The organism is Polynucleobacter necessarius, assembly GCF_900095205.1.
GTDB lineage: Bacteria > Pseudomonadota > Gammaproteobacteria > Burkholderiales > Burkholderiaceae > Polynucleobacter > Polynucleobacter necessarius_E.
Window position 1 is genome coordinate 1,744,180 of record NZ_LT606951.1, and the last position, 20,322, is coordinate 1,764,501.

The window sequence follows — 20,322 nt, forward strand, 5'->3', positions numbered from 1 at the left end:
AGGCAATTTTGCATGGCTGGCCGTATCATTAAGACATTGATTTTAGCTCCCAATGCCATAAATATGACCCAAAACCGTACCCCCGAAGATTTACGTGATATCGGCCTAAAAGCGACTGGGCCCAGAATGAAAATTTTGGATTTTTTCCACCAAAATGGCGGAACCCACTTTAGCGCCGAAGATGTCTTTATGGCTCTTGCCAAAGAAGATAAAGAAATCGGTCTAGCAACAGTCTATCGAGTCCTTACCCAGTTTGAGCGTGCTGGCCTACTCCTTCGTAGTCATTTTGAATCCAGCAAAGGCGATAGCAGGGCTATATATGAGCTGAATGAGGGTCAGCACCATGACCACTTGGTTTGTATTGATTGTGGCCACGTTGAAGAATTTGTGGATGAGGCCATCGAGAAAAGACAGCGTGATATAGCCAAAAACCTTGGTTTTAAGCTACAAGAGCATGCTTTAGCCATGTATGGCCACTGTCAGAAGAAAATTTGCCGCAATAAGTAAGCAAAATAGCATTTCTGACATCTTAGAAATAAAAAAGACCTCAATTTGAGGTCTTTTTTACAAAATTAATCCTAAAAAGATGATTTAAGCGTTAATTAACAACTTTTAGATACTATTAGCCACTTTTTCTTACTTTACGGCCATCAAAGCTTCTGCAGCATTAAGCATCTGAACTGAATAACCCCATTCATTGTCATACCAAGCCAAAACCTTAACCAATTTGCCATCTGCAGAAACACGAGTTTGAGAAGCATCATAAATACTTGGGCGAGGATCGTGATTAAAGTCGATAGATACAAGTGGCAGTGTATTGAAGCCCAAAATACCCTTGAGCCCACCTTCGCTGGCAGCTTTCAAAATCAAATTTACTTCGTCCACGCTAGTAGAACGGCTAGCGGCAAAAGTTAAATCCACTACTGAGACGTTAATCACTGGTACGCGCATTGCAAAACCATCAAATCGACCTGCCAACGCCGGTAAAACCAATCCAACTGCTTTCGCAGCCCCAGTTTTTGTTGGGATCATGCTGGTAACAGCAGAGCGAGCACGGCGCATATCCTTGTGATACACGTCCGTTAGTACTTGGTCATTCGTAAAGGCGTGAATCGTAGTCATCAATCCCGACTCGATACCAATCTTTTCTAACAATGGCTTAACCAATGGTGCCAAGCAGTTTGTTGCGCAACTTGCATTAGAGACAACCACATCGCTTGGCTTTAATACATCTTGATTGACACCATAAACAATTGTGGCATCTACATCTTTTTCACCAGGGGCAGAAATCAATACCTTCTTTGCGCCCTGCTGAATATGAATCATGGCTTTTTCTTTTGAAGTGAACCTGCCAGTACATTCCAAAACCAAATCAACACCTAACTCACCCCATGGCGTTTCTGTGGGGTTGCGCGTACAAAACATTTTGATGCGATCGCCGTTAACCACCATGCAATCACCATCCACCGAAACCTCTGCCGGAAAACGTCCATGTGCAGAATCATATTGAGTCAAGTGAGCATTGATAGCAATATCACCCATGGCATTAATTGCAACGATCTTGATATCGCGGCGTGGCTTGCCATTGACTTGATCTTCATACAAGGCACGCAACACCATGCGCCCAATACGCCCATAACCATTAATTGCGACACGAATTGTCATTGATTTCCCCTTACTAATATTGAATTTATTTCGTACTTAGATTTATTTCTTTGCTATGCACTGCTTAACCGTCTTGGCAATCTGATCGACTGTTAGTCCAAAATATTCATACAGTTGAGATGCAGGAGCTGACTCACCAAAAGTATCGACACCATGCACTGCTGCACAACCATACTTCCACCAGAAATCACTCACACCTGCTTCAACTGCAATACGCGGTATGTCGGCTGGTAACACTTTTGATTTATACGCAGCATCTTGTTGATCAAAGACGGTAGTTGAAGGAATCGAAACCACTCGAACTCCTAAACCTTCACTCCTTAAACGCTCTGCAGTTTGTAATGCAAGAGCAATTTCTGAGCCAGTCGCAATAATGACCGCATCAATCTTTCCAGACGGATCGCGCAATACATAACCACCGCGTGCGATATCTTTCATTTGCGCTGAAGTGCGTGAGACAAATGGGCAATTCTGTCGACTAAAGATCAAAGCAGTAGGGCTATTTTTGCGTTCAATTGCCGCACCCCATGCTACGGCGCTCTCCGTGGTGTCACAAGGACGCCAAACCATGAGGTTCGGAATCAGTCGCAAACTCGCCACATGCTCTACAGACTGATGAGTTGGGCCATCTTCACCCAAGCCAATAGAGTCATGAGTAAAGACAAAAATGCTACGCAACTTCATTAAAGCCGCCATGCGCAATGCATTGCGACTGTAATCTGAGAAGGTTAAGAACGTACCGCCAAATGGAATATAACCGCCATGCAAGGCAATGCCATTCATGATGGCGCTCATACCGAATTCACGCACACCGTAGTTAATGTGATTACCCCATTGATCAGCGCGTACAGCTTTACATGCTGACCAGTTAGTGAGGTTTGAACCCGTTAAGTCAGCTGAGCCCCCCATAAATTCTGGTAAAGCAGGCGCTAAAGCCTCGATTGCATTTTGACTTGCTTTACGAGTAGCAATCGTTTCAGCTTTCGATTGGCAAGTTTTTAAATACGCGTTTAATGTAGAAGAGAAATCTTTTGATAAATCTCCTTGCATACGACGTTGCAATTCGGAGGCTAGCTCTGGATATTTACTCTTGTATTTCTGGAATTCTTTATTCCATTCATGCTCAGCTGCTTGGCCACGTTTTTTGAAGTCCCATGCAGCATAAATATCTTTTGGTATCTCGAAAGGAGCGTATGGCCAATTTAAGGCAACGCGAGTAGCGGCAATTTCTGACGCACCCAATGGTGAGCCATGTACTTTATCGCTGCCAGCCATATTAGGCGAGCCTTGACCAATGGCAGTCTTACAGCAGATCAGTGTTGGTTTATCGCTCTTTTTAGCCCTTGTAATTGCAGCCGATACAGCCTCAGCATCGTGCCCATCTACATCACGAATGACATTCCAGCCATAAGCCTCAAAACGCTTTGGCGTATCTTCGTTAAACCAAGAAACTACTTTGCCATCAATCGAGATACCATTGTCATCCCACAATGCAATCAACTTATTGAGTTTTAATGTTCCAGCCAATGAACACACTTCATGACTAATACCTTCCATCAAACAACCATCACCTAAAAATACATAGGTGTAGTGATCAATGATGTTGAGTCCTGGGCGATTAAATTCTTCAGCAAGCAGTTTCTCAGCCAATGCCATTCCGACGGCATTCGAAATTCCCTGGCCGAGTGGGCCAGTGGTCGTCACGACACCCGGAGTAATTCCATATTCAGGATGTCCCGGCGTCTTGCTATGCAGTTGACGGAAATTCTTCAACTCTTCAATCGGCAAGTCATAGCCTGAAAGATGCAAAAGTGAGTACAACAACATCGAGCCGTGGCCATTAGATAAAACGAAGCGATCACGATCAATCCAAAGGGGGTCGGTTGGATTATGTTTTAAATGTTCATTCCAAAGTCCAACGGCAATATCTGCCATGCCCATTGGCATACCAGGATGGCCTGAATTTGCCTGCTGTATCGCATCCATGGATAGAGCGCGAATGGCATTAGCCATACGAATTTGAAGGTTTGACATCGTAATTTTGGTCTCGAGGAAAATAAATTGGCTATATTTCAGTAATGCCTCAATTTTATCTTCCCTGGCCATGGGAATCCCAAAAGCCAAATATCCTTACCCCAGAGCTCGCTCATCATTTGCGTGTACGCAGAATTCAAATTGGAGAATTCTTCCCAATATTTGATGGAAAAGGTCAAGTTGCCACGGGAAAACTCCTATCTTTGAGCGGGAAAACCGGCCAAGTTCAACTCACAGACATTCGTCTAGATACCCATCGAGAGACTCCATATGCCATTACTTTGGCTCAAGGCCTAACTGGCGGGGACAAAATGGACTGGATTGTTGAAAAAGCGATTGAAACTGGTGCGCAAAATATCGCCCCCATCCAATGTGAGCGCTCTATTTTGAAATTAACGCGTTCAAGCGACTCAGAGCGCGCCCAGAAACGTCTTGGGCATTGGAAAGGCATCATTCAAGCGGCATGCGAGCAATGCGATAGGACCGTCTTTGCAAGCCTAGAGCCCATCCAAACATTCGAGGGTTACTTAACGGAAAGTCCCAAGCCCGCCCTGAAGCTACTTCTCGGTCCTGACGCTACAAAAAGCCTGTATTCAGTCCTGATTGAAAATGATCCTCAAGATATCGTCTTAATGATTGGGCCAGAAGGTGGCCACTCTCCTGAGGAGGAGGTTCAAGCAGAGGCTGCAGGCTATCAATTAGTCTCCCTAGGGGAACGAGTCCTAAGAACTGAAACAGCTAGCGTGGTGGCTATTACAGCGGTCCATAGCGTATGGAACCCTGAAATGCAAAATCGCCTCAAATAGAGGCGATTTAATGAAATACGAAGTTTTAAGCTTATTAAGCAAAAGAATAGAAAACTCGATATGGCGTACGGCGCTCAGCCCAGAAATCCACAGCATCGCGGAAAACATCTAAAAGGGTCTCGCGAGCCTCTTTGTCAAACTTTTGAGTACAAGGCAAGCCTTTAAGCACCACAACAAATCCAGGTTGTGGACCGGACTTATCTACCGTAGTAGTTAAGGCATCCAACAAAGGATCGTAGTTTTTTGCCTGCTGCTTAGTAAACGAATAAGCAATCGCAATGGACTCCAAAACCTCGCCTTTAGTCATTGCATTAGCGCAATTGGCATAAATGAAGTGTTGTCCCAGTTCCGTTGCCGCCTCCTGCAAGTCAGGAGTGCGGAATGCACGGATAGATTGCACGATGTTAGGGCGCACACTGCGCAACATTGCCGGCGGTCCGGCATCGCGAACGGCCAAAGCGGCACGCCAAGAAGTTGTCACTTTTTTCCCCGAAACTTGATTTGCTGCATAGGTTTGTAAACGAGATAAGCCGCCTTCAGCATAAATGTTGGCAGCAGATGATTCAGATTCGAGCCGATCATTGCTGTCCCAACTTTCAGCGCGGCTTTGTTCTTCAAAACTGGCTGTATTGCTGTTTTCAGAGCGATTATTCATGATGGGTGCTAGGTTACCCTTAACACGCCATCAAATCAAGCCCAATTACAGTGCATTTTATGTAACACACTGATTTATGTAAGTTATTGCTAACTTACATAAATTACCAATGCTTAAGAAATGCCTCTAGCGTTACTTGCAGCTTCAACTACCGCCAAAGTGGTCACATTCACAATACGGCGAACAGTTGCTGTTGGGGTCAAAATATGAATAGGCTTAGCAACACCTAACAACAATGGGCCAATTGCAATGCCATTACCCGCTGCAGTTTTTAGCAAGTTATAAGAAATATTTGCAGCATCAATATTTGGCAAAACTAACAAGTTTGCATCGCCTTTTAATGGGGATGAAGTCACAGCACCCGCACGAATGGTTTCATCCAAAGCGCTATCGCCGTGCATTTCGCCGTCTACTTCCAACGTTGGATCTGCCTTCTGAATCAACGCTAGTACTTCACGCATTTTTACTGCAGAAGGCGCATTACTTGAGCCAAAGTTAGAGTGAGAAAGCAATGCAACCTTAGGCTCAAGACCTAACTTCCGCATTTCACTAGCAGCCATCAAAGTAAGCTCGGCTAATTCACAAGCACTCGGATCAATGTTGATATGCGTATCCACCAAGAACACTTGGCGACCCGGCAAAATCAAACCAGACATCGCACCATACACATTTGCACCGGGCTCATGGCCCACTACCTCATCTACATACTTTAGATGGGTGGCAGAGTTACCAACTGTGCCGCAAATCATGCCATCAGCCATACCCTTATTGATCATGATGGAGCCGATCAAACTATTACGACGACGCATTTCTAACTTAGCAAAAGACTCTGTAACCCCTTTACGCTCTGTAAGACCAAGATAGGTCTGCCAGAAGTCGCGATAGCGTGAATCATTTTCTGGATTGACCACCTCAAAGTCATCGCCCGCCTTCATTCGAAGACCAAATTTTTCGATGCGATGCTCGATAACGGCAGGACGACCAATCAAAATTGGAGTTGCTAAGTTTTCATCAATGATGCTTTGCACAGCACGCAGCACACGTTCATCTTCACCTTCGGCAAAGACAATGCGTTTTTGACTTTCCGGTACACGCTTGGCAATACTAAAGAGTGGCTTCATTAAAGTACCAGAGTGGTACACAAATTGCTGCAACTGATGTCTATACGCCTCAAAATCTTTAATAGGACGAGAGGCTACGCCATCGTCCATTGCTGCCTTAGCTACTGCAGGAGCAATCACAGTAATGAGGCGAGGATCGAATGGCTTTGGAATGAGATACTCCGGTCCAAAAGACAGGTTCTCGATTCCATAAACAGAGGCCACTACCTCATGCTGCTCAGCCTGGGCAAGCTCTGCTACAGCCTTCACTGCTGCAACTTCCATGCCGCGAGTAATCGTGGTTGCGCCCACATCCAATGCACCACGGAAGATGAATGGGAAACATAAAACATTATTCACTTGGTTTGGATAATCTGTACGACCCGTTGCTATCACTGCGTCTGGACGAACTGCTTTTACCTCTTCAGGAAGAATTTCTGGAGTTGGATTCGCCAAGGCATAGACCAGCGGGTTTGGCGCCATCTTTTTCACCATGTCTTGCTTCAATACTCCACCCGCAGAAAGACCCAAGAAAATATCTGCGCCTTCTATTGCTTGATCAAGTGTACGTAGATCAGTATCTTGGCAAAAGGGCTCCTTCTCTGGATCCATTAACTCTTTTCGGCCTTTGTAAGCAACACCGGCCAAGTCAGTCACCCAGATATTTTTACGTTGGATACCTAAATCAACTAAAAGATCTAAACAAGCTAAAGCAGCTGCGCCTGCTCCGGATGTAACTAACTTCACATCATCTACTTTTTTACCAACTACTTTCAATCCATTCAAGATAGCTGCAGCAACCACAATCGCTGTACCGTGCTGATCATCATGGAAGACTGGAATCTTCATCCGCGCTTGTAGCTTGCGCTCAACCACAAAACAGTCTGGCGCTTTAATATCTTCTAGGTTAATGCCGCCAAAAGTTGGTTCGAGTGCCGCAATAATTTCAACTAACTTATCAGGGCCATTTTCATTCACCTCGATATCGAATACATCAATCCCAGCAAATTTTTTGAAGAGAACTGCTTTGCCTTCCATCACTGGCTTACTTGCCAGAGGTCCGATATTTCCTAGACCCAATACTGCTGTTCCATTGGTAATGACGCCAACCAGATTTCCACGTGCGGTGTACTTAAAGGCGTTTGCAGGATCCTTAACAATCTCCTTACAAGGCGCAGCAACCCCAGGAGTATATGCAAGCGCTAAATCGCGTTGATTTGTTAATTGCTTGGTTGGGACAATTTCAATTTTGCCGGGAGTAGGAAACTCGTGGTACTGCAGGACCGCCTCTCTTAGTGCTGCAATTTGCTGCTCTTTATTATGTTCTTTGCTCATTCACTAACTCACTAAGTTCTGTCTATCTTTGTTTTATCTAAGACCGTTAAGAGACTAATTCTATTCCTCTCGGGCATTGGACACACAACAGCCATAAAATGGGGCATGTCTTCTCATTCCAGCCCTCTTGGGGAATTTGGCCTTATTCAACGTTTTTTCAAAACGGGCGCTGATTCCATGCGTGAAAATTCAGATCAAGCGATTACCTTGAATATTGGGGATGACTGTGCACCCATCAATCCTCCCTTTGACCAAGAAATCGCTATTACCAGCGATATGCTGGTTGAAAGTAGGCATTTCTTTGTAGACGCTGATCCGGCGCTGTTGGGCCGTAAAGCCCTAGCGGTTAACCTTTCAGACCTAGCAGCAATGGGTGCAAAACCATTAGGATTTACGCTGGCAATTGCATTACCAACAGTTGATGAGACATGGCTAGAGGAGTTTTCTAAAGGACTTTTTGCTACCGCTAAGGAATGTTCCTGCCCACTAATCGGGGATGATGTCACCGCTGGACCGTTCACAATCTCGATCACCGCCTTTGGAGCCATCCCTCATGGGAAAGCCATACGCAGATCAGGGGCAAAACCTCATGAGGATATTTGGGTGTCTGGAACCGTCGGAGATGCGAGATTAGCTCTTGCTGCACTGCGTCATGAAATCAATCTCAATTCAAACGATCTTGAGCAGATACAACACCGCATGCACCAACCCACACCAAGAATAAATCTAGGAATTCTTTTGCGAGATGTGGCAAGTGCCGCTCTAGATATTTCCGATGGCTTACTCGGTGATCTAGGTCACATCCTACATCAATCCCAAGTCGATGCTGAAATTCATATAGATTTAATTCCAAAGTCCACTACTTTAAGAAAACAAGACGCACTGATTCAAAACCAATTTGCCACATGCGGTGGAGATGATTACGAAATTTGCTTTACTGCACCCTCGAATCAATGCGAGAGGATTCGGGCAATAAGCGAATCCCTCAATTTGCCTTTGACCTTAATTGGTAAGACACTACCAAAAAAAGATATTCAAGAAAAAATATATCTACTTGATACATTAGGCAATCCACTAAGCGATGTTGATGCAAAACCTTTTTTAAAATCATTTGATCCCTTTGCATCATGACCAGCATTGATCAATCTGCAGAAGTGAAACCAACATTGAAGTGGGTCTTTCAAACCGCAAGCCGTACTGTTGCTTTCGGCTTTGGAAGTGGTCTAAGCCCAGTAGCGCCAGGTACGGCGGGCACGCTCTGGGCTTGGGCGGCATTTCTTATAGGCGAATATTTTTTTAGTACAGAAGATTTTCTGTGGATTATTGCTGGAGGCTTTCTTCTCGGCTGCTGGATCTGTGGCTATGTGAGTGAAGAATTAGGCAAGAAAGATTTTGGTGGAATTGTTTGGGACGAAATTGTTGCATTTTGGCTAGCACTCATCTTCATCATGCCTACCAATATTTGGATGCAACTACTGGCCTTTGCACTGTTCCGTTTATTTGATGCAATCAAGCCAGGCCCGATTGGTATGATTGATCGTCACTTTAAAAATAACTTGAGCGATAACTCCGGGCGCTCCACTTTTTTAGAAATGATTTGGCGTGGATTTGGCATTGCAGTTGACGATCTTGCAGCCGCTTTTTGCACACTTCTTGTAATGGCACTAATACAGTTCTTAATGAAATGATGAACGCAAGCGCACTCACCAAAACCTTATCTCAAATCTTGCTCGCAAAGAATTGGACAATTTCACTGGCCGAATCTTGTACTGGTGGACTTGTCTGTGCAACACTTACTGAGCTAGCGGGCTCAAGTGAGTGGTTTGAGCGTGGTTACATTACTTATAGCAACGAATCTAAAGCAGAATGTCTTGATGTTCCATTCCAACTCATTGAGATCCACGGCGCCGTCAGTGAAGAGGTAGCTAAGGCTATGGCTGAAGGTGCTCGAGCGAACTCTAGAAGTAATGTATCTATTTCCATTACTGGCATTGCTGGACCGACAGGTGGTTCTGTCGAGAAGCCCGTGGGTACAGTGTGTTTTGGCTGGTCTACGGACAGCCAAACTGTGACTAAGACCATGCATTTTGATGGTGATCGTCAAATCATTAGACAGCAAGCAACCGAATTTGCATTAACTGAATTAATAGCGCTACTCAGAAGTTAAAGCCTTAATACTACGTTCAGTTACTTAATCCAACCTTTGCTATGGAAATACCAAAGTGGAATGATTGCAGAAACGACCATTGCACCAATCGCCATTGGGTATCCCCAAGTCGCATCTAATTCAGGCATGTGTTTGTAGTTCATACCCCAAATACTTGCGAGCAATGTAGGCGGCATCAAGGCAACAGATACCACCGAGAAGATCTTGATGATCTTGGATTGATTCAAGTTAATGAAACCGACGGTCGCATCCATCAAGAAGTTAATCTTGTCAAATAAGAAGGCTGTATGGTTTTCGAGAGAATCAATATCACGCAAAATTTGACGCGCTTCCTCTCGCTGCTCATCCGAGAGCAACTTGCTGCGCATTAAGAAAGACAATGCTCTCCGGGTATCCATCACATTACGACGAATACGTCCGTTAGTGTCTTCCTCTTTTGCAATCGTCTCGAGCACTTGCTCGGCATCAGCATCATTAATATCATCTTGCAAAACTCGCTTACCAGCTTGCTCAAGATTTTCATACACTTCTTCCAAGGCATCCGCAGAGTACTCGGCATCAGTGGAATACAGGTCGAGCAACACATCTTTTGCATTACTCACTGATCCAGGACGCAAACGTGCGCGCAAGCGAACCAAGCGGAACACTGGCAAATCTTCGTCATGAATGGAAAACAGTACTTGTTTAGTAAGGACAAAAGCGACTCGAACGTTACGAGAAGTTTCCTCTTCATCCAATAAGAAATCGGTGCGGATATGCAGATGACCGTCATCAGCCTCAAAGTAACGCGCAGAAGCTTCCAGATCCCCCAAGTCGTCCAACTCAGGTAAAAGCACGCCAAATGCCTCTTTAATCCAAATCAATTCCTCTTCTTCTGGATCAACCACGTCAATCCAGATAGGATTAGCGTACTGCAACAATTCATTGCGATCTTCGACTTGCTCTTGAGAGAGGCGGCCATTTTGCAGGACGAACAAGTTGATCATGGTGAACTCCTAAGGAATGTGCGCTAGTTTATCCTATAGAACATGACAGTTTCACTAAAATAAGCCAAATCCCATGAACTCCCCCACAAATACCTTTACCCAGCAACTCCAGTCTGCATGGGCTTCTCAAGGCAGCCTGTTGTGTGTTGGCTTTGACCCAGACCCGAAGCGCTTACCCCTAGAGCTTCAAGGAAAGTCTGAGGCTATATACGAGTTCTGCCGTGAGATCGCTGATGCGACTGCGGATTTGGTATGCGCCTTTAAGCCCCAATTTGCCTACTTTGCCTCCCAAAGAGCGGAGGCTCAACTAGAAAAGCTGATCAGGCATCTGAAAGATAAATATCCCCAAGTTCCAGTAATCCTAGATTCCAAGCGTGGAGATATTGGTAGTACTGCTGACCACTACGCTTCAGAGGCTTTTGAGCGCTATGGCGCTGATGCAATAACTGTTAATCCCTATATGGGCTTTGACACGATCGAGCCCTATCTCAAGCGCACAGGTAAAGGGGTAATCGTATTGTGTCGCACATCTAATCCTGGTGGATCAGATTTACAGTTTTTGAATATTTCCCCCAATGGGGAGCCTCTATATTTGCATGTAGCCAAGCTAGCAGCCCAAGAATGGAATAGCTCTGGACAAATAGGCTTAGTAGTCGGCGCGACCTTTCCAGAAGAAATCGCGAAGGTACGTGCAATTGTTGGCGATATGCCCCTGTTAATTCCAGGAATTGGTGCTCAAGGTGGTGATATTGATGCAACGGTCAACGCTGGAAAGATCCCCGGCAAGCCTGGAACTGGAATGATCATCAACTCCTCTAGGGCAATTCTGTATGCAAGTGCAGAGTCTGATTTTGCCCAAGCCGCTAGAGCAGCAGCACTAACAACGCGTGATGCCTTGCGTGTTGCTACAGACAAATAGATTAGCAAAACAAAAAATTATTTACTCGAGCTACTCTTTGGATAAGGCGCCAAGGCTACTCGATCCATATTCTCCAAGATAAATTCTTGGCGAGCGGAATAATTAATACTTCCTCGACGACAATACTGCTGTTTATCAAAACACTTTGGAGCTGGTAGCGCTGAAGCTAACGCTGCAGCCTGCTCTCGATCTAGAACAGCAGGGGAAACTCCATAGTAGCGCTGCGACGCAACTCCAATTCCAAAAATATCTTCGCCCCACTCTACCGAATTAAGGTAAATCTCAAATAATCTCTGCTTAGAAAGTGTTAGCTCCAAAAGGCCAGTAATGATGAGCTCCTGCCCCTTACGAAGGTAGCTTTGCTCTGACGATAGAAATAAATTTTTTGCCAATTAAATAGTCGAGCCCCTTCGCAAAGCTACTTTAGACTTATTACATGCTTGAGATTTTTGTTGATTTTTCTGCCAAGCCTTTTGCATGTCTTCAACTCGTACACCATTATGCTGAAAGAAAATATCGTCCTCGCTCACTAAAACGGCACGCTTTAGATTGCTAGAGATTTTGTCATAAGGCACCCATTTGGACTGCTTCGAACAATCCCAATGCCAGGAACAAAGACGCCAACGTTCCGCCCTCTGAAAAGCAGTGCTGATGGGATCTAAGGTAGTCCACAAAGCAATTTGTAGCGCAAAAAAGATTCGCATTGCCACAAATCCTGATAGCAAACACTTCACTGAATAAAGAAGCCAGCGCATTTAGATTAATTAATACATAGTTCAGCTAAGACGGCACGTGGATCAATCACCTTCGCTAGCTGGGCGCCCCGCCATAATAAGAATGCATCAGCTGCTTGTTCAACCAACATTCCTAGACCATCACTGACTCTTGCACCCCGCTGCAGGGCTTGTTGCATGAAGGCTGTTGTTTTGCCATAGACCATGTCATAAGCAAAAGAGCTGGGAACAAAAATATTGCTAACGGCATTCGATGTCAATGGAGATTCATCTGTCAAACCAGCAGCAGTAGCGTTGATCACTAAATCAAATGGATATTGTGTTTTTGCAGGATCCTCCAAATCAGCTAATGTATGTGACTCTAGTGCGACCTCTCTAGATGCAGCCAGTCCAGCAAATAGCATTACCAACTCGTCAGCTTTGGAGCTAGATCGATTAGCAATAATGAGGGATTTAGGTGATTGCTCCAACAGAGGACCAATCACGCCACGCGCAGCACCTCCGGCGCCAACTAACAAAATACAAGCACTATGTAGTGCAACGCCTTGCGCCAAAAGATCACGCACGAGACCTGCACCGTCGGTATTGTCTCCAAATATTTTTCCTTCTGTCTTCCACAAAGTATTGACGGCACCCGCTAATTGGGCACGTAGTGTAAGAACATCAGCAAAATTTTGGGCATCAAGCTTAAACGGCACAGTGACATTCATACCCCTACCGCCAGCGGCAAAAAATGAATGGGCTGCTTGCGCAAATGAATCAACCTCTGGCTGGAGGCGACCATAATGCATACGCTGATTCGCTTGTTCAGCAAAACGTTGATGGATTACTGGGGATTTGCTATGAGAAATCGGATTGCCAGCTACAGCATAAACGTCCAAACCAGAGAAAAGGCTTGGATCAGTGTGCAAGGTTGTGGTGTTAACTGAACTCATGATGACTACAGAATAAGCGAATTTATCAATCCAGTTTGTAAGCACTTCTAAATTGCATTAACGATGCAACTCAAGTCGGTCCACTCCATCACGCGTGAACTCAAAAGTGGAAATCCAATCCAAAACATCAATTTGATTGCGCATTTCTGATGGAAATGGGCCAAATGGGGCTGAAGCCCTGACAATAGCAAGGGCCTGCCTATCTAATTCAGGGTTACCAGAACTGCGCCCGATGGAAAGACCATCTTTACCCTGAGCATTTGTAGTAATTCTTCCTTGGTTATCAACGCTAACCACGATTACTAAACTGCCATAGATAGGACGACCATTTGCTCTCGGAAAAAATGCGCTGCCATAAGCTTCAATTTTTTGGCGCATGGCATCGTAGTAATGGGCAAAGCTCACTGCCTTTGTATTGGCACCAGTTAATACTTTACGTTTAGGCTGCTTACCATCGGTCTGCAGCCGTTTAGCTAGTTCGGCTTCTAAAGCATTTAATTGCGGGGTAGTTTTTTGCTGATCACCACTCTTTTGACCACCAGCTCGAATACGTTGTTCCTCTAGCTTGGCGAGCATCTGCTTTTGCTGCCTCTCTAAAACCTCAAGTCGGGCCTCTGCACCTAATCTGGCACGATGTAGAGTGGTAGCATCTTGGTTATCTGTTTTTCCGCCTCCCTGTAGAGCAGCTTGGGCCAACTTACTTGCCTTTTGAGGGGGTATTTTATTGCTGGCATTTACCAAGACCACGCTCAATGGAGTGTTAAGCCTGCGATTCTGAATTTCTCCAATACCCCAACGAAAAGATAAAAAAATAATATGAATCAGAATGGAGGCGCACAGAACAAAACGAAAAGGGTAGCGGTTCCAAGTGCTACGAATGAATTGCAAAGCCTCACTCAGCCCCCTAGAACACGGAAACTCGAACGATTTATTTGGGCCAGCATCTTCTTTAGGATTATTCGCCGGCTGCGATTCTTCAACTGGGTCGGTAAGAGCCTGTTCAGGAGATTCAGGTTTTGCTTCAATCTCGAGCACTCGTACCCCTGCGCTGAGTTGCAATAAATCAATATCAGCAATCACAACTTCCGCTCGCGTCAAACGAGGATGGCCCGCAAGCTCAGGTATAGGCAGATGTAAAGGCACAGACTCGACTCGAGACATGCCCTCCTTCAAATGACGTACATGAACCGTCTTGAAGTCGCTATCTTGCATCATCCAACACAAACACCAATATTTTTCTAAGCGATCTTGAAATTCACCATACGCTTGATAGCAAGATTCAAAGTCAGCGGGGCAATGCCCATGAGGGTTGCATCACGTGGCGGAAAAGGTGCAACCATTTTGGCCGTTACTCCATGCTTGGCAAGCACAATTAATTGCTATTGATTCACTAAATCCGAATAACGACGTAATGGAGATGTGCACCAAGCGTAATAGTCCAATCCAAGACCTTCATGGGGTCCTGGGGTAGTTTGCATGCGGGTACGCAATGTGGACCCCAATCCTTCTGAATTCTAAATAAACCTGGCAGCCCGTGATCTGCTAGCAGTTGTCCAGAAGCACTATTGCAGAAAATCATCCATTCGGCGACGATAGTATCCAAAATAGATCCGCGTTGACGCGGCACGATATCCACTCGCAGCACTCCATCGACTTCTAGAATTTGAAAATGAAAGTCTTTGACTAACGCATTAGGATCTATTGGCCCCAGTTGCTCGGCGCGTAGGCCATTTGCCACCCACTTTTCCTGGCGCCCTGCGTGAAGATGTTTAGCAGCCCGCCACAAGATTGCCAATTCTTGGCGATAGGGATAACTAGCACTCTCATCTAGCAAACTTGCCTCGCTTACTAGATGCTCGATATCCTCTAAGCGTAAATTGGCTGCCATCGGAACTAATTCAGCGCGCATCAGCAAAGTGTTTCGATTCACTAAACCCTGTTCATCAATATCTACATAGATTGATAAGGCAGGCCTCAGCATACCCTCATCCAATGAAAATTGTTCAATGACAGAATCCGGCAACATCGTAATTTTGTCGCCAGGGAAGTACACCATGGACATGCGATTACGCGCCACCCGATCTAATGGATCATCCTTAGAGATTGCCAATCCTGGCGCAGCGATATGAACCCCAATCCGATATCCACCGTCATTCAATTCTGTGACTGATAAGGCATCATCAATCTCTGTAGTTCCCGAATCATCAATTGAAAAGCTTGTACCTCAGCCAACGGTAGCTCGGTGAGCGCAGCGGCATAAACATCTTGATCAATGCTTATGCTTGGATCGTGAGTCGCACCATTTGGGAAATGCGCTTTGAGAAATAGTCCTTGGTGATAAGCCAAAGGTGAATCAATTGCGCCACATCGAATCATGAGCTGAGCAGGGGATTCGCCAGTCTCAGTACAAGCTGCAATTAAAGCCTTGTATGCAGAAGTATTTTTATCCGGTGAGAACAGCAATTAATTAGCCGAGGACTTCAGTGTTTCTAGAAAAACACCGCTAACCAACTCCTGCTGCCAAATGGATTGCTGCTCGAGCTCCTTTTGCTTGCGCTCTAAAGCAGCTAAACCTGCCTGCAATTGTTCTACAGGCGCCCTCTGAAAGCGGCCACGTCTTTTGCGACGAAAAAATACTGGCGCACCTCCTTGTAAGGCAATCGCTAAGGCAAGTTGTTGAGCAATACCAGCCTGTGCGCCAAAGTATTCATGCGAAACATCCACTAAACCAAACTCTTCATCTGACGCGCAATCCCAAAGAAGCTGCAAGTCAATTTTTGCAGTCAGCGTACCTGCCTCATCAATAGCCGCCTGCGCTTCTGGTTTTTCAAAACGCAACCAAACCTCTTTAGCCTTTAACTTGATCTTTTTTCCAGAAAGACTGGTAGCCTGCCAAGACTCAGTGCCCCCTGTACCCGATGCAGACTGTACTGTGGCGACCTTAATATCCCCACCTTCTTCGTATACCAGATTCATGCTTAGAGCGAGATCCCGCCACTGGCCTCTAATGCCACTCCATTGATATAACTTGCCTCATCGCTAGCTAAAAATAAATACACATTAGCCATTTCAGCTGGCGCACCCAGTCGCCCGAGCCAACTGCGCCTTTTAATATCTTGCAAAATTTTTTCTGGCATAGTCTTCACCATTTCTGTCGCAATAAACCCAGGACATACTGCATTGACGCGAATGCCTTTAGGTCCCAGCTCCCGCGCCCAGGTTTTTGTAAAGCCTATGACGCCAAATTTTGTTGCAGAGTAATTTGTCTGACCAAAATTGCCATAGATACCCACAACACTAGATGCATTAACAACTGCACCTGACTTAGCCTCGAGCATATGAGGAACAACTAGCTGTGTGCAATTGAAAACACCCTTCAAATTGACATCAATTACCGCATCAAACTGCGCTTCTGTCATCTTAATCAAGCGCGCATCTTGAGTGATACCAGCGTTATTAATCAATATATCTATACGCCCATGCTTTTGCATCACCTGATCGATTGCTGCCTGAATACTAGCGCGATCCATGACATTCATGGTGAAGCCTTCTGCATTAGGTGTTTGTGCAACCGCTTCAATGACGGCTTCCTGATTGATATCAGTAATGATGACTTTCGCACCCTCTTGCGCAAAACGCTGGGCTGTGGCAAATCCAATACCTTTAGCAGCGCCAGTAATGATGGCTACTTTGTCTTTTAATCTATTGCCCATTTTTTACTTTCTTTTTTTGTATTTTCTTTTTATTGCTGGTTTACTTCTGCTGCGTGGAAATGGTATTTAATATTTTTTGATACACGCCACACCAAACCCACCATTGCTCATCACCAAAATGTGATCGCCCGGTTTGGCTTCTTGCGCTACTGCTTTCACCAAAGCGTCGAGATCATCGAAAGCGTGCGCTTTACCTTGCTCTTGTTGGTTAAGAGGAGATAAAACATCGGCCAAGTCCCAACCCAATAATTCTTTACCAGCGCTCGCTCCATAAGCAAATACCTTATCAGCCTTCTCAAGACTACTCGGTAGCTGTGCTTTCATGACGCCAAGTTTCATCGTATTTGAGCGCGGCTCTAATACTGCCAAGATACGAGCTTTACCAACCTGACGACGCAAACCATCCACAGTAGTGGTAATTGCTGTTGGATGATGCGCAAAATCGTCATATACAGTAATGCCATTTGCAACACCAATCATTTCTAGGCGGCGCTTTACATTCTTAAGCTCTGCTAACGCACGAGCTGAATCTGCCGGTAAGATCCCAATGTGATTAGCGGATGCAATAGCTGCAAGTGCATTCATCTGATTGTATCGACCCATCACACCAGAATCAGATGCCCACTCCACTGTTGCAACTTCATTGCCTAACTTGCGCACAATAAAACCATCGGCTTCTTGCGAGATCAAAGACCATTCATTTGCATCATCTTGACCGAAGCGCTCTACAGGAGCCCATGCACCACGTGTGACTACACTCGCCAAAGCAAGCTCTTCACCATTCACCACTAATATAAACCATCGCTAGGAACCGTCCGCACTAAATGATGAAATTGAGTTTCAATTGCCGCAAGATCAGCAAAGATATCGGCATGATCAAACTCTAGATTATTTAGCAAAGCGGTGCGTGGTCGGTAGTGCACAAACTTGCTTCGCTTATCAAAAAAGCTGTGTCATATTCATCAGCTTCAATGACAAAATATTTACTCTCACCTAAACGGGCTGATACAGTGAAATTCAGCGGCACTCCTCCAATGAGATAACCCGGCTGATAGCCATTGAATTCCAAAATCCAAGTCAACATGGCTGAAGTCGTTGTTTTGCCATGCGTGCCAGCCACCGCCAATACGTGTCTGCCATACAAAACTTGCTCGCCCAACCATTGAGGACCTGAAATATATGGCAGCCCTTGATTCAGAATCGCTTCCATCAACGGATTTCCACGAGAAACCACATTACCAATCACGAATAAATCAGGCATGGTCTCAAACTGAGATAATTGATCTGGCAAAAATCCCTCGATGAGATCGATACCCTAGGCTTCAAGCTGGGTGCTCATTGGTGGATACACGTTGGCATCGCAACCTGTAACACGATGTCCAGCCTGATGAGCGATTGCGGCAATACTGCCCATGAAAGTACCGCAAATGCCCAAGATATGTATATGCATTAATGAATTTTAGCAAAGGAGTTGCAATGAACCGCAGACAATGGATCATCATCGCAATTAACTTTTTGGCGCTCTTTGGAGGCGTCATAACTTCGCAATGGATTTCTAAAACGGGGTTGGCGAGTGAACCTGCTATAAAAAAAGCATTTTTTGCTAATCCCTGGCAATCACCCGATGGAAAAACGGTAGATACACAAAATTGGCAAGGAAAAGCGCTGGTTGTGAACTTTTGGGCCTCTTGGTGCCCTCCCTGCGTTGAAGAAATGCCTACTTTAGACAAACTTCAAAAAGAGTTTTTACAGCAAAATGTCTTATTTGTCGGCATCGGCATCGATTCACTATCTAACATTCGTGAATTTCTATCAAAAACCCCCGTTGCATATCCAATTGTCATTGGCGGTCTTGAGGGAAGCAACCTTTCCAAGCAATTGGGAAATTCCCAGGGCGCACTCCCTTACACCATCATCATTAATGCAAAAGGGAAATCTACCTATAGTAAATTAGGAAAGATAAGTGAAGAAGGCATCAGAAGCGCCATTAAATCTGCTTTATAAGTATTTTTGCAGTATTTTAATATTTTCTATCACATGATTATTTGCTGAAATAGTAGGCAAATATCGCTACATTTCTCAATATCATCGTCTAAAAGTTCTGAAAATTCGCGTTTTGAAGAATTTTTTTAGACCTTTTAGCGCTTTATAAAGGTATACTTCATCCATCAGCGACCAAGCATGAGGATGCTTATAGGACTCCATGCCTAAGCAACCAATTTATGCCTAACTGCACTTAAAAATAGGGATCTATGTCGAAAAAAGCATCAATTCTCGTAGTTCAAGGCCCAAACCTAAACCTGTTAGGCACCCGTGAACCCGATGTTTATGGCAAAGCAACCCTCGAGGATATTCATCGAACGCTAGGTGAACAAGCTAATGCCAACTCCGTAGATCTCAGCACCTTTCAAAGCAATCATGAAGGTGAGTTAATAGATCGCATTCAAAAAGCGAAGCAAGATGAGGTTGATTTCATCATCATCAATCCAGGCGCATTTACCCATACTAGCGTCGCATTGCGTGATGTACTCGCTGGAGTAGCCATTCCCTTTACCGAAGTCCACTTGTCCAATATTCACCAGCGCGAAGAATTCCGCAAACATTCCTACTTGTCTGACATAGCGACTGGAGTGATTTGTGGACTTGGAGCAATTGGTTATGAATTAGCACTGCAAGCAGCCATTGCTCGTTTACAGAAGTAACACTATTTAAAGAATCACAAGAGAGGAAGCACTCGTATGGATCTGAGAAAACTAAAAACCTTGATCGATTTGGTCTCTGAGTCAGGCATTTCGGAGTTGGAAGTAAACGAAGGTGAAGATCGTGTTCGGATTATCAATGCCGGATCCCCAGCTCAGCCTGGTCAAGTGGTCTATGCTAATCCAGCGCCTGCGCAAAATATCCAGCCCACCCCTGCAGTAAACACCCCTGCACCGGCAGCTGTTGTTATTGAAGCGCCCGCAGTTGAAGCTGGCTTTGTTGCAAAGTCTCCTATGGTGGGAACTTTCTATCGCGCCCCCAATCCAGAGTCGCCTAATTTCGTCAATGTTGGTGATACCGTAAAAGTGGGTCAAACACTTTGCATCATTGAGGCGATGAAGCTGCTCAATGAAATTGAGTCTGAAAAAGCTGGCGTTATTAAAGAAATTCTCTGTGAAGACGGTCAGGGTGTTGAGTTTGACCAACCACTTTTCGTGATCGCTTAGTTAATTACCTTCCTTGATCATTATTAGATCTATTTCAATTCACTATTAACACTTAACTCAGAGCCGA

The 20,322-nt window shown here is 45.0% G+C and carries 20 protein-coding genes and 3 pseudogenes; 9 read left to right on the top strand and 14 right to left on the bottom strand.

From position 1 onward, the window contains the following. The first annotated feature begins 63 nt into the window (after nt 1-63). Nucleotides 64-507 (top strand): ferric iron uptake transcriptional regulator, encoded by a 444-nt coding sequence (fur, locus tag DXE37_RS09655; RefSeq protein ID WP_162786261.1) that lies wholly within the window; start codon nt 64-66, stop codon nt 505-507. A gap of 129 nt (nt 508-636) precedes the next feature. Here fur and gap read toward each other — a convergent pair whose 3' ends face one another. Beyond that, nucleotides 637-1,665 carry a type I glyceraldehyde-3-phosphate dehydrogenase gene (gene gap / locus DXE37_RS09660; RefSeq protein ID WP_114637342.1) on the bottom strand — a complete coding sequence of 343 codons (1,029 nt, stop codon included), beginning with the start codon at nt 1,663-1,665 and terminating at the stop codon, nt 637-639. Nucleotides 1,666-1,707: 42 nt separating this feature from the next. Continuing rightward, complete coding sequence (gene tkt, locus DXE37_RS09665; protein WP_114637595.1) at nt 1,708-3,699, bottom strand: transketolase; 1,992 nt, start codon at nt 3,697-3,699, stop codon at nt 1,708-1,710. Between the two features lie 44 nt (nt 3,700-3,743). Between tkt and DXE37_RS09670 the strand changes: the two genes are divergently transcribed. Beyond that, nucleotides 3,744-4,505 (top strand): 16S rRNA (uracil(1498)-N(3))-methyltransferase, encoded by a 762-nt coding sequence (locus DXE37_RS09670; RefSeq protein WP_114637343.1) that lies wholly within the window; start codon nt 3,744-3,746, stop codon nt 4,503-4,505. 34 nt (nt 4,506-4,539) lie between these two features. Here the strand turns inward: DXE37_RS09670 and DXE37_RS09675 are convergent, their stop codons facing one another. After that, on the bottom strand, nt 4,540-5,160 hold the full coding sequence (locus tag DXE37_RS09675; RefSeq protein WP_114637344.1) for a barstar family protein: 621 nt from the start codon (nt 5,158-5,160) through the stop codon (nt 4,540-4,542). A gap of 113 nt (nt 5,161-5,273) precedes the next feature. Next, a complete protein-coding gene (locus DXE37_RS09680; protein ID WP_114637345.1) occupies nt 5,274-7,595 on the bottom strand; it encodes an NADP-dependent malic enzyme in 2,322 nt (773 codons plus the stop codon). Nucleotides 7,596-7,700: 105 nt separating this feature from the next. Between DXE37_RS09680 and thiL the strand changes: the two genes are divergently transcribed. From thiL to DXE37_RS09695, 3 genes are read left to right on the top strand one after another with little or no spacing between them, the layout of a single operon-like run. After that, a complete protein-coding gene (gene thiL, locus DXE37_RS09685; protein ID WP_114637346.1) occupies nt 7,701-8,726 on the top strand; it encodes a thiamine-phosphate kinase in 1,026 nt (341 codons plus the stop codon). Next, on the top strand, nt 8,723-9,283 hold the full coding sequence (locus DXE37_RS09690; RefSeq protein WP_114637347.1) for a phosphatidylglycerophosphatase A family protein: 561 nt from the start codon (nt 8,723-8,725) through the stop codon (nt 9,281-9,283). Before thiL ends, DXE37_RS09690 begins: the two co-directional genes overlap by 4 nt. Beyond that, nucleotides 9,283-9,762: a CinA family protein gene (locus tag DXE37_RS09695; protein WP_415067158.1), complete on the top strand. Its 480-nt coding sequence runs from the start codon at nt 9,283-9,285 to the stop codon at nt 9,760-9,762. Before DXE37_RS09690 ends, DXE37_RS09695 begins: the two co-directional genes overlap by 1 nt. 20 nt (nt 9,763-9,782) lie before the next feature. Here DXE37_RS09695 and corA read toward each other — a convergent pair whose 3' ends face one another. Next, a complete protein-coding gene (gene corA, locus DXE37_RS09700) occupies nt 9,783-10,748 on the bottom strand; it encodes a magnesium/cobalt transporter CorA (protein WP_114637349.1) in 966 nt (321 codons plus the stop codon). Between the two features lie 73 nt (nt 10,749-10,821). Between corA and pyrF the strand changes: the two genes are divergently transcribed. Further along, a complete protein-coding gene (gene pyrF / locus DXE37_RS09705) occupies nt 10,822-11,667 on the top strand; it encodes an orotidine-5'-phosphate decarboxylase (protein ID WP_114637350.1) in 846 nt (281 codons plus the stop codon). A 17-nt stretch (nt 11,668-11,684) separates the two neighbouring features. Here pyrF and mtgA read toward each other — a convergent pair. The 9 genes and pseudogenes from mtgA to mpl all read right to left on the bottom strand — a co-directional run bounded on the left by mtgA (nt 11,685) and on the right by mpl (nt 18,499). Next, nucleotides 11,685-12,422: pseudogene (gene mtgA, locus DXE37_RS09710) on the bottom strand (monofunctional biosynthetic peptidoglycan transglycosylase). A gap of 5 nt (nt 12,423-12,427) precedes the next feature. Then, entirely contained in the window at nt 12,428-13,336 is a 909-nt protein-coding gene (aroE, locus tag DXE37_RS09715; RefSeq protein WP_114637351.1) for a shikimate dehydrogenase, read from the bottom strand. A 57-nt stretch (nt 13,337-13,393) separates the two neighbouring features. After that, nucleotides 13,394-14,551, bottom strand: a complete 1,158-nt coding sequence (locus DXE37_RS09720) for an energy transducer TonB family protein (RefSeq protein ID WP_231971316.1) — start codon at nt 14,549-14,551, stop codon at nt 13,394-13,396. A gap of 164 nt (nt 14,552-14,715) precedes the next feature. After that, nucleotides 14,716-14,814, bottom strand: coding sequence for an RNB domain-containing ribonuclease (locus tag DXE37_RS14450; protein WP_415067032.1), 99 nt, complete (start codon nt 14,812-14,814; stop codon nt 14,716-14,718). Nucleotides 14,815-14,900: 86 nt separating this feature from the next. Next, a pseudogene (locus DXE37_RS13085) lies at nt 14,901-15,494 on the bottom strand (RNB domain-containing ribonuclease); the annotation flags it as partial. Next, nucleotides 15,491-15,799 (bottom strand): hypothetical protein, encoded by a 309-nt coding sequence (locus DXE37_RS13090; protein WP_231971318.1) that lies wholly within the window; start codon nt 15,797-15,799, stop codon nt 15,491-15,493. The pseudogene DXE37_RS13085 and the gene DXE37_RS13090, both read right to left, overlap by 4 nt. Further along, the gene (locus tag DXE37_RS13095; protein ID WP_231971319.1) at nt 15,800-16,312 is read right to left on the bottom strand and encodes a hypothetical protein; all 513 of its coding nucleotides are present in this window, start codon (nt 16,310-16,312) and stop codon (nt 15,800-15,802) included. A 2-nt stretch (nt 16,313-16,314) separates the two neighbouring features. After that, nucleotides 16,315-17,049 carry a 3-oxoacyl-ACP reductase FabG gene (gene fabG, locus DXE37_RS09730; RefSeq protein ID WP_114637352.1) on the bottom strand — a complete coding sequence of 245 codons (735 nt, stop codon included), beginning with the start codon at nt 17,047-17,049 and terminating at the stop codon, nt 16,315-16,317. A gap of 40 nt (nt 17,050-17,089) precedes the next feature. Next, nucleotides 17,090-18,499, bottom strand: a pseudogene (gene mpl, locus DXE37_RS09735) (UDP-N-acetylmuramate:L-alanyl-gamma-D-glutamyl-meso-diaminopimelate ligase). Between the two features lie 26 nt (nt 18,500-18,525). Here mpl and DXE37_RS09740 point away from each other — a divergent pair. The 3 genes from DXE37_RS09740 to accB all read left to right on the top strand — a co-directional run bounded on the left by DXE37_RS09740 (nt 18,526) and on the right by accB (nt 20,255). Then, a complete protein-coding gene (locus DXE37_RS09740) occupies nt 18,526-19,053 on the top strand; it encodes a TlpA family protein disulfide reductase (protein ID WP_114637597.1) in 528 nt (175 codons plus the stop codon). 248 nt (nt 19,054-19,301) lie between these two features. Beyond that, a complete protein-coding gene (gene aroQ, locus DXE37_RS09745) occupies nt 19,302-19,751 on the top strand; it encodes a type II 3-dehydroquinate dehydratase (RefSeq protein ID WP_114637353.1) in 450 nt (149 codons plus the stop codon). A 36-nt stretch (nt 19,752-19,787) separates the two neighbouring features. Next, nucleotides 19,788-20,255: an acetyl-CoA carboxylase biotin carboxyl carrier protein gene (gene accB / locus DXE37_RS09750; protein WP_114637354.1), complete on the top strand. Its 468-nt coding sequence runs from the start codon at nt 19,788-19,790 to the stop codon at nt 20,253-20,255. Nucleotides 20,256-20,322 lie beyond the last annotated feature (67 nt).